Annotated in this window: 10 protein-coding genes and 2 tRNA genes; 4 read left to right on the top strand and 8 right to left on the bottom strand. The window is 42.4% G+C overall.

The features are described from left to right. Positions 1–93 precede the first annotated feature (93 nt). Positions 94–1,392, bottom strand: coding sequence for a hypothetical protein (locus tag RMY64_RS14160; protein WP_322700347.1), 1,299 nt, complete (start codon positions 1,390–1,392; stop codon positions 94–96). A gap of 216 nt (positions 1,393–1,608) precedes the next feature. Between RMY64_RS14160 and RMY64_RS14155 the strand changes: the two genes are divergently transcribed. After that, positions 1,609–2,088 carry a hypothetical protein gene (locus RMY64_RS14155; protein WP_322673622.1) on the top strand — a complete coding sequence of 160 codons (480 nt, stop codon included), beginning with the start codon at positions 1,609–1,611 and terminating at the stop codon, positions 2,086–2,088. A gap of 89 nt (positions 2,089–2,177) precedes the next feature. Here RMY64_RS14155 and RMY64_RS14150 read toward each other — a convergent pair. The 6 genes from RMY64_RS14150 to RMY64_RS14125 all read right to left on the bottom strand — a co-directional run bounded on the left by RMY64_RS14150 (position 2,178) and on the right by RMY64_RS14125 (position 6,189). After that, positions 2,178–2,249: transfer RNA gene (locus RMY64_RS14150), tRNA-Gln, on the bottom strand. Positions 2,250–2,500: 251 nt separating this feature from the next. Further along, positions 2,501–3,298, bottom strand: a complete 798-nt coding sequence (locus tag RMY64_RS14145) for a WecB/TagA/CpsF family glycosyltransferase (RefSeq protein ID WP_322673623.1) — start codon at positions 3,296–3,298, stop codon at positions 2,501–2,503. Positions 3,299–3,790: 492 nt separating this feature from the next. Next, entirely contained in the window at positions 3,791–4,048 is a 258-nt protein-coding gene (locus tag RMY64_RS14140; RefSeq protein WP_322700346.1) for a hypothetical protein, read from the bottom strand. A 33-nt stretch (positions 4,049–4,081) separates the two neighbouring features. Continuing rightward, a tRNA-Leu gene (locus tag RMY64_RS14135) sits at positions 4,082–4,165 on the bottom strand. A gap of 105 nt (positions 4,166–4,270) precedes the next feature. Further along, a complete protein-coding gene (locus tag RMY64_RS14130; protein WP_322700392.1) occupies positions 4,271–5,395 on the bottom strand; it encodes an alpha-hydroxy acid oxidase in 1,125 nt (374 codons plus the stop codon). 560 nt (positions 5,396–5,955) lie between these two features. Then, entirely contained in the window at positions 5,956–6,189 is a 234-nt protein-coding gene (locus RMY64_RS14125; RefSeq protein ID WP_322673625.1) for a hypothetical protein, read from the bottom strand. 160 nt (positions 6,190–6,349) lie between these two features. Between RMY64_RS14125 and RMY64_RS14120 the strand changes: the two genes are divergently transcribed. Continuing rightward, the gene (locus RMY64_RS14120) at positions 6,350–8,515 is read left to right on the top strand and encodes a flavin-dependent dehydrogenase (RefSeq protein ID WP_322673626.1); all 2,166 of its coding nucleotides are present in this window, start codon (positions 6,350–6,352) and stop codon (positions 8,513–8,515) included. A 61-nt stretch (positions 8,516–8,576) separates the two neighbouring features. Here the strand turns inward: RMY64_RS14120 and RMY64_RS14115 are convergent, their stop codons facing one another. Further along, the gene (locus RMY64_RS14115) at positions 8,577–10,100 is read right to left on the bottom strand and encodes a hypothetical protein (RefSeq protein ID WP_322673633.1); all 1,524 of its coding nucleotides are present in this window, start codon (positions 10,098–10,100) and stop codon (positions 8,577–8,579) included. A 1,017-nt stretch (positions 10,101–11,117) separates the two neighbouring features. Between RMY64_RS14115 and RMY64_RS14110 the strand changes: the two genes are divergently transcribed. Together RMY64_RS14110 and RMY64_RS14105 are read left to right on the top strand one after the other, a co-directional pair. Beyond that, positions 11,118–12,572: an aminotransferase class V-fold PLP-dependent enzyme gene (locus tag RMY64_RS14110; protein WP_322673627.1), complete on the top strand. Its 1,455-nt coding sequence runs from the start codon at positions 11,118–11,120 to the stop codon at positions 12,570–12,572. 212 nt (positions 12,573–12,784) lie between these two features. Then, positions 12,785–14,071: a sulfite oxidase gene (locus RMY64_RS14105; RefSeq protein WP_322673628.1), complete on the top strand. Its 1,287-nt coding sequence runs from the start codon at positions 12,785–12,787 to the stop codon at positions 14,069–14,071. Positions 14,072–14,166 lie beyond the last annotated feature (95 nt).

Here is a 14,166-nt window from a genome sequence, read left to right as displayed (position 1 = left end):
CTTGTTGTAAGTTCTAAACTTTTGTCACCTTGTCACCTTGTCCCCAAGTCCCCAAGTCCCCTTGCTTCCCCTGCTCCCCTGCCCCTCTGCTTCCTATTCCCCACTCCCACGTTCTAAGCGCCGTTGCCATTCAGCATCAATTTTTGCAGAACGTTCAACTTCTTGGTCGAGTAAGTCAGTTTCGCTAGAATACACTAAATCTTCGTTGCCAATGACTTTTTCTGTTGCAAATTGTTGAGCATAGTTGATTTTTTGTTGCAAAAGTGTGTCAGGACTTGCCAATACCCTTGCTCTGGAAAGGCGATCGCGGTTGCGATCGCCTATTTTGCGATTACGCCACCCAATCCAGAAATAACGCAATAACGGTATACCTAAAAAACCTACTCCGTAAGCCAATAGCAGCCAATAAATTCCTTGTACAAAAGCTACCAGTCCACCTAACTGGACGGCAACAGTTCCATCTCTCAATAAACTTCCCAGTACTAAAGCACCAACAAAATTTAGTATCCCTAACCCAGCACTCAGCATAATTTGCCCGGAACTTGCGGCACTAAAACGCCAAGGAAATTCCTCTAAACGATCTGATATTGCATGACGACGCTTTTTAACTGCACTCACCTGCAACTCTGGGAAATAATAAACAATTTGCCCTTCTGGACTTACCCCTGGTTGCCCATTAAACCGCGTCAGAACGGGCAGCATATAATCTTCGTACTCTCTTGTGTATCCTTCGCCAATGTCATCCAAATATGGGGCAATTTGTTCTGCTACCACTGCACCACGGTTACTCCGAATCACCGTAGCAATTTCTTGCCAGCGACGTTCTTCTAAGTTGGCGTTTGGATTACCATCGCCAAACAAAAACGAAAACACAGCTTCAAAGAAATTTAGATTGCTTTCTTCTTGGTTTCCACGTCGCGGTTCCTGGTAGTGGGTGTCATAATTTGGGCTAAGATACCAAAATAAATTTGGAAAATAGAAGAAGCCCCCACCGCCGGAATTACTGCCTCGATTGTCCCCGTCACGGTCTGAATTGGCAGCAGTAACGATCATAAAGATGGTAATAGTTATCAGAGCGATGGAAACAGTTAAGAAAATTCCAAAAGAAATGCGAATCAGGTAAAACAGAACACTCCAGACTTTTTTCCACCATTCCTGCAATCGTAGCCGAAAGAATTTATTACGCAAAATTGCTCGAAAATTTTGTGGAAAAAGGAAAACTATATCACCTGAATCCGCTACCTGCAAATGCCCGCCAGCATCAGATGCCAGAGCTAACAAGCTTTGATTAGCTTCAGCGACGTTCAATCCTGCCTGAGTTGCCACATCACCAACAGTGACACGGTAGCCCAGTTGTTCCACAGCCTGCATGATGGTGGGACTGGGAGCCATTGCTCTCCCCTCCTATTGAAAATTATTCCTTTTCTTAAGTATAAAGTTTTATTTTGAGCGACTTAGCTGGGATAGAGGTAACAATTCAAAATTCAAAGTGTTGACGTTCGGTCTTCAACTCTTTAATTGACTAGACAATCAACAAACGATCGGACACGCAAAATGATATAATTACTTGCCTCAGCTTGGTTAAATCAGCAAATTTACTGCTCAAATATGGTTCAATACACTCTCGCTCAAAGCCCAGAAATTATCCTTACTGTTTCTGGAAAAGATTCATCCAAAGCTCGTGATAAAGCAATGGATCAGCTAATGGAACTGATGGATGCAGGTAAGCTACCCACGGAACTGGAAGAAGGATTTGGCCCTCAACAATTAATTGAGGTAAAAGAGTCAACTATTGATACTGCTAATGGTGAAGATACGATTACACAAGCTGTCCAGATTCTGAGTAACCTGGCCACGCTCAAACTGAAAGTTCAGGAGTCACGATCTGAAGCGTTGGAAATTCGTAAAGCTGTTGATATTCTATTTACCGATGACTCGGTGACAGAAGAGGAAATGACTCGACTCAAGGAAGGTTTTAAAGTTCTCAAAAACTTTGCCCAAGCTAATGTGCGTTACCAAGAAGCGCGAGCTAAAGCAGAACTAGCTAGGCAGACCCTAGATCAAGCTCTCAAATCCCCTGATAAGTAACATTTACAGAATTAGATGCATTGAAATACATCTTAAAAACTCAATTAAATACTCTAAAAGACAGGTTATCATACCTGTCTTTAGATGAACTGGGGCGCTAGGATTCGAACCCAGGGATGGCGAGACCAAAACCCGCTGCCTTACCACTTGGCGACGCCCCAATAATTTCACTATGGTTAATATAACACTTAGTCCTGGGTTAATGTCAAGTACTTTAATAGTTGATTTCAGATAATGGGTTTTTACAGCAGGATAGTGATTGGTGGGAATCCTTGTACTTGAATTCTTTCAACGGTTCACCTGAAGCGATGAATCTTCGTGCTTTAAGCAGAAGATTTTTTCCTTAGCATCTAAAGTCTGGTTCTCTTGATAATGAACCGCTTTGAGTCTGTCTTAACCTATTTCTTTTTCTTTAGTCTCCAGTCTCGTGAAGGAAGACCCCTGCAATCCGACTTGATGACAGTAGTTGCTTAGTAGCCAGCCATATAAAGAGTGGAATAGTTTTAGCATAGCGGCCGCAAAGTCGGCGCGGTTCTTGAATCCATCGATACAGCCATTCAAGTCCTAAGTCTCGAACTATGCGGGGTGCGCGCTTATGAATTCCGGCATAAACTGGAAAAACTCCACCCAGTCCAATCATTACAGCTTGTATTTTGCCCTTATGTTGAGCTATCCAATTTTCTTGTTTGGGACATCCCAAAGACACTAAGACAGCGCTAGCACCACTAGAGTTAATCTTTTTAACCAAGGCTTCGTCTTCAATTTCAGTTAGGGGACGAAAGGGTAGAGGTTCCATTGCCGCAATCTTTATCTGCGGAAATTCCTTCTCTAACCTGTTTTGCATCCTAGAAAGAATTTCTGTTTGGGAACCTACAAAGAAAATGCTCAGATTTTGTGTTTGAGTTAGCTGACACAAGGCGAGAAAAATATCCATCCCTGCCACACGGTCTTGGTAAAGCGCTCCCATTTTTCGCATCATCCACACCAGAGGCATACCATCAGGAGTAACTATATCTGCATTTCGCAATACGATGGCAAACTCTGGATTCCAATGGGCTTCAATGAGCATGTGTACATTGGCTACATATACTGTTTTACTCTCACGCCTACTCGCCCACTTCAGTATTGTTTGTATCTGCTCGTCAAACCGTAAAGCAGTAATAGGAAAATCAAGCACTTTTTTAGTAGGTAGAAGCACTCTCGCCACCATCAATAACTCCTGTATCCAAGAAAACAATTCATAGATTACCTAGACCAATCACAACGATTTAATATTTAGATTGGATGACTCCTGACTTTTTGTAAACTTGTGTGATTGTTGGAAGTTAACACGTGGAGGTGCAATTGCCTTTTTAGTATACTTTTGGCTTAATCGGTAATACTAGAATTATTTACTGTTGTGTCCTAGCTTACTGTTTTATGTTAAGGATTTTAGACACTGCTTGACAAAATTCATACTTCCTTCATAATTAATTTTCAGTTAGTTCATCCAAGCATTATAATTGCGATAAATTCCTAGAGACAAACTGTATATTAAGTAGTATACACTACTTAATTACTTAAGTATAAATGTAAAATGCTAACCAGTTAATCTGCGGGTTTTATACGTCAATATGCGCTTAAGAGGTTGAATTAATTTAGTATATTTTAAAAAATAATAATTTTCTTTTCTCTTATAATAATTTCCAAATTTATTACAGATTTAATAATAATGTAGTGTCTGTATTGAAAAATCTCTAAATTTTCTTTTTTTCTGAAATAAAAGCCCAAAAAATAAGGGAAAGATAAATTTATCTTTCCCTGGTCTATCGTTTTTGCTATTGTCTGGCTTGTTACTTTCTTTAAGTCTTTGGCGTAACATTTGCCTTTGTTTTTTTAGTTGACGCTTCCTAGCAGAACCGCCTCTACCTTTATCATTTCTGCCTTCTTTACGGGGAGATTCCCATCTTTTCAGGCGCATAAGTTTTTAACCTCTTTAGTACTTGTTTGGTAGTGGGCAGGAGGAGAATCGAACTCCTATGACCGTAAGGCCGCCACATTTTGAGTGTGGTGCGTCTACCAATTCCGCCACCCGCCCTTGTATCTAACCTTAACTAGTATACTCTAATTAAGGGATTTTGTAACAAGTCTGAAAATTATTTCTGAAAGTTTTGCTGGAATCACATTTCTAACAGTTCTCCGACTAAAAGCGTGGCAGGGTTAATAAACTAGGGTCAATATCCTGCATTTTGGCACAGCCGCTAAGTGCCATTGCCACATTTAACTCATCTTGTAACAGTGAAATGACATGAGATACGCCGATTTGCCCTGCTATGGCTAGTCCCCACAATATAGGTCGTCCGATTAGTACTGCTTTTGCTCCTAATGCCAGAGCTTTGAGAATGTCTGTGCCTCTACGAATGCCGCCATCCAACACTACTTCTACCTTACCATCCACTGCGGCTACTATTTCAGCGAGGGCATCTAAAGAAGCGATCGCACCATCAAGTTGTCTGCCACCATGATTGGAAACAACAATTGCTTTGGCTCCATATTCTACAGCCCGCACGGCATCATCTGAGCGTAAAACTCCTTTAACAATTAAAGGTAATGGAGATAAAGACTGCAACCATTCCAAATCGTCCCAAGTTACTGCTGGGTTTAGCTGTTGGGCAAAATAAGTAAATAATCCAGATTCGCCTTTTTCATGGGAAATATCTAGTCCTGAGATACTAGCAAGATTAGCCAGGTGTAAGTCTTGAGGTAAAGCAAATTCATTACGTCTATCTCTCTCGCGCTGTCCGAGAACGGGTGCATCCACAGTTAGACAAAGTGCTTTGTAACCTGCTTTATAGGCTTTTTCTACCAAAGCACGAGTTAATCCCCGGTCTTTATGGATGTAAAGCTGGAACCACCGCAGAGAATCTGGAAACTGATTACATGCAGTCGCCACTTCTTCAATGCTCTTTGTTGCCATTGTACTTAACACCATACCCACACCAGCTGATGCAGCAGCTAGGGCCGTGGCAACTTCTCCGTCTGGATGGGCTAGACATTGAAAAGCCATCGGTGCAATTAACAAAGGTAGTTGCAGGGGTTGTCCTAAAATGGAGGTACTTAGATTGCGATCGCTCACATCGACTAATATCCGAGGTCGCAGCTTGACTCGCTCAAAGGCAGCACGATTATCTCGTAATGTGATTTCGTCCCAAGCACCACTGCTATAGTAATCAAGTGTCGTTTGAGATAGATATTCTTTTGCTAGCTTTTCGTACTCAAAAAGATTGATGGGTTGAAAGCGATCGTTAGTAGATAAATCGGTAGACATCATTAAATCTATAGCAAGGGACTGGGGACTGGGGACTGGGTGAAAAGTCTTTTTGTGTCTAAGTTTTATCATCTGTTGATGTCCTAATCACCAAAGCTTGTGCTATGAGATAAAACTTTTGTTCGTAGTGAGCGATTTATCGCTCTGCATAAGATTTTAAATGGCTAGAGCCGCTGACTACGATTATTCTTTGTCAAGGCTTGCAAATGTATTTATTTTTACTTAGTTAGCGATCGCTCAATTAATTTATGTGTTGAGGCGTTGTTCAACAAATAGTATCAAGATTGCTCCCAAAAAAAGACCTCTGGCGTAAAGCAGAGGTCTTTCTGTTTCAGAACATTGTAAAATTTATAAGCAATGTAAAACGCTGATATGGTTAATTTAGTGGCTTCTGTGCCACGAACACAAAAATAGTAACCCAATTGCCAATCCCATACTGACCATTATTATTACTCCTATACCGACAATGCGTAGGCGCAGCCCGCCGCAGGCATCGCCAACATTTAGGTACAGATATAGAAATCTAATGCTGCGACCAAAACTTCATTTTATGCAAGATTTTAGGAGAACTTTTCCCAGGATTGGGCAACTAATTGGCTTAACCAGCGGCGTTGTTCCCGATCCAGTAGTGGATCGTCTGCTAACAACTGAGCGGTCAATTCTTCCAAAGATTGACCCTGAGCGCGGACAATTTTAATTACTCCAGCGATCGCACTGGCAACTAGTTCTTCATCAATTGGCTGTTGTCGCAGAGCAATAATTTCTTGGGGACTGTCTGGAATGGGATAATTCATGGCGTGGGTTTACAGAAATACAAAATGAACAATAACTTTGACAAACTCTTAAAATTTCTTCACTGAATCTTTACGAAACTAATAGGGCGGAGTTTACCTTACTTTATGCCTTAAGAAAATCTGTCTTAGTGAGTAGATTGATGGGAGATGTCAGGAAAAAATGAAAGAAATCCTTTATTTAGAAGTTCCAACTCCAGAAACAGAAACTGTGCGTAGTTGGTTACAAACAGATTTTGAACCTGGAAATGGAGAAAAAGTGCTTACTTCGGAAGGCTTTCGCCTTAGAATAGCTAGTGCTACTACAGATACTGGAGTGGCTCCTTCCGAAAACTTGCCTACAGAACTTTCGGTATTTGTCTGGTCGGTGCAACGAACTACCTATCTGAAAGTGTTTCGCTGGGCAGAACAACCTTTTCCCAGTGAAGGACAAATTCTGCAACGCTTGACCAAGGAAATCAGAAGCCGTTTTCCGCATCATTACCCAGAACCGCCAACAATTGATTTATCCCAGCAATCAATATTTACCGTACTAGGCTCTACTTACCCCCTTACCGTCAAGTATTTTCAGAAAATGCCCAACGGTGAATATGACCTAACTCGTGCCTATTGGTGGGAACAACGATGGCGCGAAGGGGTGCGGAATCCGCAACAGCCGCGTCAAGTGGTGTTTTCGCAGGGGAGCAGGGGAGCAGAGGAGCAGGGGAGCAAGGGAGCAGAGGAGCAGGGGAGCAGGGGGGAAATAAGCAATGCCCCATCCCCCATGCCCTATGCCCAGTACGACATCATCTACATTGGCGGCGCATTAGGCGTAATCCATGCAGCACTGATGGCAAAACTCGGATATAAAGTCTTGCTGGTAGAACGAATGCCCTTTGGGCGGATGAACCGAGAATGGAATATTTCCCGCGACGAGATTCAAAGCTTGGTTAACTTGGGTTTACTCACCCCCGCTGAGTTAGAAACCATCATTGCCAGGGAATACAAAGACGGATTCAATAAGTTTTTTGATGCTAATAATCCAGCCAAACTGCGATCGCCCATCCTCCACACACCCACAGTCCTAAATTTAGGCTTGGATTCCGACAAATGGCTCCAAATGTGTGGGCAAAAACTGCAAGCGGCAGGCGGTGAAATTTGGGATGAAACAGAATTTATCCGTGCAGATATTGATATATCACAGGTAGTTTTGCAAGTCAAGCACTTGCCCAGTCAGATTGAGAAGCAAGTAAGTGGACGACTGCTAATAGATGCAATGGGAACTGCCTCCCCCATCGCTTGGCAATTAAATGGTGGTCGTGCCTTTGATAGTGTCTGTCCGACAGTGGGAGCGGCAATTGAGAGCGGATTTGAACCAGGGGTATGGGATTCCCAATATGGGGATGTTCTTTACAGTCATGGGGATATTTCGCGGGGAAGGCAGTTGATTTGGGAATTGTTTCCCGCAGCAGATAAGGAACTGACGATTTATTTATTTCATTACCACGAAGTCAATGCTGAAAATCCCGGTTCTTTGCTGGAGATGTACGAAGACTTTTTCACAATTTTGCCAGAGTATCGCAGGTGCGATATGGACAAATTGGTGTGGAAAAAGCCGACATTTGGGTATATACCAGGGCATTTTAGTGTGGGGAGTCGCGATCGCACAGTTGCCTTCGATCGATTGATGGCGATTGGTGATGCAGCATCACTCCAATCTCCCCTCGTTTTCACCGGTTTTGGTTCCCTAGTTCGCAACTTAGAGCGCTTAACAACGCTCTTGGATACTGCCCTCAAACATGACTTGTTGAGTTTCCGCCACTTGAACCAAATTCGCGCCTACCAAAGCAACGTTTCTGTGACTTGGCTATTTTCCAAAGGGATGATGGTTCCCACAGGGAAATTTTTACCACCACAACGGATTAACTCCATGCTCAATACCTTTTTTGGGCTGTTAGCAGACGAACCGCCAGAGGTGGCAGATAACTTCATCAAAGATCGGTGTGATTGGTTAACCTTTAACCGTTTAGCACTGAAAGCAGCCAGGAAAAATCCTGCCTTGCTTTTATGGATTTGGGAACTTGCTGGCCCTAGAGATTTAGTGCGATGGCTTGGTAGTTATTTCAACTTCGGTCGTCATGCCCTGGTTAATGCTTTATTAAGCCCGTGGTTGCCGCGCTTCTTAAACCGGGTAGGTTCTTGGCTAGAACCCCGAAATCCAAGCTTGTGGCTGTGGTTATTGGCGATTAATTATGCGATCGCCACAGGCAAACCGCGATCGTCAAGTCAGGTAGCAAAAACCAACCCAGAAGCCATAATTCCGAAGTCAGAAGCAAGAATTCTGAATTAGGAATGGAGCATGGAACATTAGGCATTAATCACTTGTACAGACGCGATTAATCGCGTCTCTCCTAACTCTTGGGGCGAAAATTCGGCAGTTCTACAGATGCCAATGATTTACGCCCCTTGGGTGGGCGCTGGGGATAAACTACTGGTGAAGGTGAATTGTCATCATTGGTGTTATCACCTAATGACTCTGAGGACAAATCACTTGCTGACAATTGAGAAACTTCTAACCAGTAGTCTTCAGTTTCTCCAACAGGCGTTTCGGTGTGAGATGGATTAGAGGAAAGCAGTAAGTTATTAGCTGGTGAAAGCACAGAATCCGTCGTCCAAGAAGTAGAGGTAGTTGCAGAAGGATTAATTTCTGCCTTCAAATCTTCCTCGTGTGGATTTTCTAGTTCCTCATCGTCTTCTAAGATTGTTGCTAAAGTCTCCCAAATAGGCACATCACTAACATCGGTTTTCGCAGCAGGTGGTGGTGATGTAGATGCAGGCTGGGAGGTGAAAAACATTTGGATTAAACTATCTAATTGCCGATCTAAATTTGATGAATCCGCAGGTGAAACCGCTTCAGTTGTATCTGGATCATCAACTTTTGGAGATGGCGCGGGTTGTGTTGGTGTTGGCGTGTCTTTCTTAACTGTCCAGTTCCAAGGAGATGATGGCGGTGTTGCAGGAGCTTCATTTCTTTGGAATGGAATTGGTGCTGAAGGTTCACCCCAAGAATTATCTAGATCGTTACTTAATGATTCTTCTTCTCCTGACCAAGGTTGAATTGGCTGGGCGTTAGGAAACAAAGACCGAGCTTTTCTAGAAAATCTTCCTTGGCTACTAGTTATGTCTTTAGGATGTTTGGCAGCATCCTCTAAGGAGTCATAGCTAGGAACCGAGGTATCTAGACATTTTTCCAAAGCTGCTTTGAATTGCAGCGTCTGGCGTTGTTGTCGCATCAGTCTAGTACGTAACTCCCGACAAACATTTTCTGATTGCAATAACTGCTGAGATTGTTCGTTGTTATTAGTGTGTAGCAACGTACATTCTCGCTCTAACTGGGCTAGGCGTTGTTGGCTAATTTGTAGCTGTGCTTTATAAGTATCAGTGAAAATTTCCTGACGTTGAACAGTCTGTACAGCAGTTTCTAATTGTTGAAATAAAGATTTTATCTGTTCTTGAGCCGCAGCTAGTTCCTGAGTGTGTTGGTTGAGCATCGACTCACTAACGCTAGAACGCGTTTTCTGCCACTGCAAAACCTTTTCTGACTCAGCTAGGTTGTCTTTTAGCTGCTCCACTTGTTCATACAATTTATTGTTAGCCGCACGTAATTCTTCGTTCAATGCCAGCAATTTTTGAAATTCCGAGTCAATAAGTGCTTGTTTGCCGCTTTCAGGCTCTGCAACCCAGTCCTGCTGGGTGGTATCTTGTGAAAATTGTGTATCTTCAGCTGGCATGAGGAGTGGCAGTTTCTTAACTGTCATATTGTCATTAGGCACAACTGAGTAAAAGGGACAATTCGCCTGCTCTGATTGTGGCGAATTAGCAGAATTTAGGGATTCCATCACAGCCCCCTTGTTTGAGGTGTCAGCTTCATTCATCACTCTTGACTCACCTGCTTAAAAATATTTAGCAGTGCTGGCATTAGCATTGCTTATCAACTGTGTCTAATCAGGGTTTGCTCTAGAAGCTAAGTTTAACTCTCTCCAAGCACCAGCAATTAATTATCAATTGGTGTTCCCCATTTTGTATCTAGACTGATGCCGTTATAACATTATGATGCTCTGCCCCGTCAAGAAGAGGTGGAAGGGGAACTCTGGCCGCCTTTGAAGATAGGCCAGAGCGAGGAGAAACCCGATACATTAAAAATTAAACTGTATTGGCTGGCTGATGAAGTTTTTTACATAAAAAACTGCCTTAATATACTTTATTTTTTAATATCGCATCTGTCTTAAGATATAAAATATGATTTTTTCTGAAATACATTTTGTAATTCCTGATTGAGTACTTAGATTTAGATATAGATGTCCGTACAAGTATCTACTCTTCAATGATAATTCTCTCATCCGAAGCGATCGCTATTTAATGTCAGCAAACAACTAAGAGCTTTCGCTATAACTGCAATCTTAAGAGATATCGCTCAATACGAATAAATACTTATAAAGTCTTAATAAAGACGTAACAATTCGTTTAAGTAAAATATAAAACTTTTTTAAAGAGTAATCTCAACTTAGTGAGGACTTTTTTCTCGATAAATACATTGCCAGTAGGGAATTGCAGGTTTTATTAGTTATAAGCTTTTCGATCGACTTATCTTCAATACGTCAAGTTTGTTTAATGACTGGAATAAAATTGTTTAAAGTATACTTTATTACTTAATAACAATATTTACACTGTATATTAATTTACGATAAAAATATTTAAGTTGAGCATTAATACGGATACTAATTTTAATTTTTTTATTAAAGAATAATTGTAATAACCGCGGTTTCTACTATAAGTAAAGTAATTATAAAGACCATAATTACTGAAAATTAATCTGGTTGTAGCGCGAAATAAAGTGTTGCAGCAGTTAGGCTTTTTCAAAAAAATCAAAATTTAAAATCGGGGTGCTAAAGATGACTGATATACTTGCAATGAGCGCAAATATCAAGCAAGAGAATGCTAAATTACCGCAGTTTGTAGAAAATTGTGACAGCTTTTGGGACAAAGAAATCAGACCGTTATTTACAGATGAGTCTCTATCTTTCAAGGTTAAAACTCTTAACGGAAACTATGCTAAGTACGTGAACTTGGATAATGGAGCTACAACCACACCCTTTGCAACCCTCAAGCAGTACGTGGACGAAATGCTTGACACCTATGGCAGCGTACATCGAGGTTCTGGGCAAAAATCCATCATCACTACACGAGAATATGACGCCAGTCGAAACATCATTCGTGACTTTGTCGGGTCATCTTCAAATAACTATGTAATCTTTGCCAAGAATACAACAGAAGCAATTAATGGAGCTGCCACACTTTGGGCAAAAAAACCTGGAAAAATTCTAGTTTCTGATATCGAGCATTCATCTAACCTGCTGCCTTGGGTTACTAGAGACGAGGTTGTGCAGTACAGAACACAGCCAGATGGGAGTGTAAGTATTGCAGAAATTGAAGATATCTTCAAGGCACACCAAAATCTCCCCGAAGCCGAGCAAATTAAGTTAGTAACTATTACAGGTGCTTCGACAATTACAGGTTATAGACCACCAATTTACGAAATCGCAGCTTTAGCACATCGGTATGGTGCGAAGATATTCGCTGACGTGTGTCAGTTAATTCAGCATGAACGAGTCGATATGTGTGCTGATGACGATCCATGTCATTTAGATTTTGTAGCTTTCTCTGGACACAAGATGTATGCCCCTTATGGAACCGGGGTTTTGCTGGGGCCAAAAGAATTTTTTGATAGCTCCTACCCTTATCAAATTGGGGGTGGAAACTTGCCTTATATCACTAGAAACCTAGAGATCAAGCGTTTTTATACAGAACGGGCCCATGACCCCGGAACACCAAACGCAATGGGTGCGATCGCTATTGCCAAGGCGATTGAAATTATCGAAGCAGTAGGGCGCGATCGCATTGCTCAGTATGAACGCTCTCTAGTTGAATTTACATATACACGGCTTGGGCTGATTCCTGGTGTCAAATTACATATTCCTGGAGATAATTTAGCCCATGTTATTCCCTTTGATATTGATGGATTTGACGGACGCTTAGTAGCAGAAATTTTGGCACAAGAATACGGTATTGGGGTTCGGGCTGGGGCTTTCTGCACTTATGAATACATTCGCAAACTCAAGAATGTTTCAGACGAACAAGACTGTGAGATTGCTCAAGAAGTAGACAGAGGAATTACACGGAACATTCCTAGTATTATCCGAGCCAGCTTTGCTGTATATAATACATTAGAAGATTGCGATCGCTTTATAAATGCGATCGCTCAAATAGCTAAAAACGGATTAGCTCACTATTTGCCTAACTACACACAAGATCCGATAACTGGTGTTTGGACAGCAATAAACAGCTAGTTTTTTAGGGCATTGGGCATGGGGGAGGCAGTGCGGTCTTCTCCCAAGGGGAGACGCCAAGGGCGATGGGGTCTCCCCAAGTGGAGCAACTGCCGTCATTGGGCATTGGTTTTTCTCCTTGTCTCCCTTATCTCTTTCATCTCCCTTTGCCCCTTCATTACTCTGTGCCTTAATTACGAATTACGAATTATAAATTACAAGGGGGTAATAGCTTGAGCGATGAAAACCTCTTTGACCAAGAGGATTATCTAAAGGCACGGGTTGAACAGTGCATCTGGCAAAAAAGCACAGATGCAGGTATTTCGCGCCAGCGCTTTCTGAAAATACTAGCTACTATGGTTGGCGCTACAGCCATCGGGGGGTTAGCTAAACCTGCGCTTGCTCACAGTCAGGCAGCTATTAAAACTAAAGGCAGTAAAATACTTAAGCCATTGCCACCAGGGTATATCTCTCATAGCAAAGGTACATTAGAGATGAACTGGGAAGCGATGTATGGGCGTGGTTATTTAGTACCAAATGATTGGTTCTATGTTCACAACCGCAGCGCACCTCTCCCTTTTGATCCGTCTACATGGCGTTTGCAAATTCATGGAACTGGCGTTTCTGCCCCTAGTGAGTTTACTTACGATCAAATCATCGCCATGCCATCCATCTCAGTCACTTGTGCCATTGAATGTGCTGCTAACGGTCGGCGCTTCTTTGAAGAGGCTTACAACACACCACTCCCTGGAACACGGTGGAGACTTGGGGCTATTGGTGTGGCTGAGTGGACTGGTGTACCACTTGGTATGTTATTAGAGCGAGCTGGATTGAAATCCACAGCGAAAGACGTACTCGTTGAGGGTGCAGATGTGGATTCGCTGGACTCTAAGGAGACAAATAAATCCAAGTTCAGCAGTGTAGTTCCAATTAGCAAAGCATTAGCAGATAACTCGCTCGTCGTCTACGCAATGAATGGAGAACCATTACCTCCAGATCATGGTCAGCCGTGCCGTGTGTTATTCCCTGGTTGGGGAGGAAACGCCAACGTTAAATGGATTGAGCGAATTGAAGTTTCCCAAACACCGATATATACGCAGTGGGTAACAGAGCAAATGGTGCTAGTTGGTGCAGATTACCCAGCGATCGCACCATATAAAGGTAAGCTGATTACCTATCAAAATGTTAAGAGCGCTTTCGAGTTGGCATGGCCAGCTACTCTTTCTGCTAAAACCCACTTACTACGTGGACGTTCTTGGTCTGGGAAAGGAAAAATTATCCGTGTGGAAGTCAGCCTAGATGGTGGTAAAACTTGGCAATTTGCAAGACTGAGAGAACCAAATTTTCCATTTGCGTGGGTACGCTGGGACATTGAATGGAACCCACTTCCTGGGGAATATTTTCTCCAGGCTCGTGCTACTGACAATTTAGGTAATACACAACCGAGTACAGTTCCGTGGAATGACTCTGGATTGCTTTACGGAGGTGTTGTTAGCCATCCGGTGACAGTACAGGCATGAGGAAAATAAGGGAGTATCAGGGGTACAAGAAGAATAATCTATGCCCAATGCCCAATGCCCAATGCCCAATGCCCAATGCCCAATGCCCAATGCCC

Source organism: Nostoc sp. DedQUE08, assembly GCF_034530895.1.
In the GTDB taxonomy this organism is placed as follows: Bacteria; Cyanobacteriota; Cyanobacteriia; order Cyanobacteriales; family Nostocaceae; genus Nostoc.
This window is presented reverse-complemented; position numbering and strand designations above follow the sequence as displayed.

Coding starts and splice junctions, on each gene's coding strand:
- RMY64_RS14155 (WP_322673622.1), top strand. CDS start 1,609: ATGGTTCAATACACTCTCGCTCAAAGCCCAGAAATTATCCTTACTGTT.
- RMY64_RS14120 (WP_322673626.1), top strand. CDS start 6,350: ATGAAAGAAATCCTTTATTTAGAAGTTCCAACTCCAGAAACAGAAACT.
- RMY64_RS14115 (WP_322673633.1), bottom strand. CDS start 10,100: ATGAATGAAGCTGACACCTCAAACAAGGGGGCTGTGATGGAATCCCTA.
- RMY64_RS14140 (WP_322700346.1), bottom strand. CDS start 4,048: ATGCGCCTGAAAAGATGGGAATCTCCCCGTAAAGAAGGCAGAAATGAT.
- RMY64_RS14160 (WP_322700347.1), bottom strand. CDS start 1,392: ATGGCTCCCAGTCCCACCATCATGCAGGCTGTGGAACAACTGGGCTAC.
- RMY64_RS14130 (WP_322700392.1), bottom strand. CDS start 5,395: ATGTCTACCGATTTATCTACTAACGATCGCTTTCAACCCATCAATCTT.
- RMY64_RS14145 (WP_322673623.1), bottom strand. CDS start 3,298: ATGGTGGCGAGAGTGCTTCTACCTACTAAAAAAGTGCTTGATTTTCCT.
- RMY64_RS14125 (WP_322673625.1), bottom strand. CDS start 6,189: ATGAATTATCCCATTCCAGACAGTCCCCAAGAAATTATTGCTCTGCGA.
- RMY64_RS14110 (WP_322673627.1), top strand. CDS start 11,118: ATGACTGATATACTTGCAATGAGCGCAAATATCAAGCAAGAGAATGCT.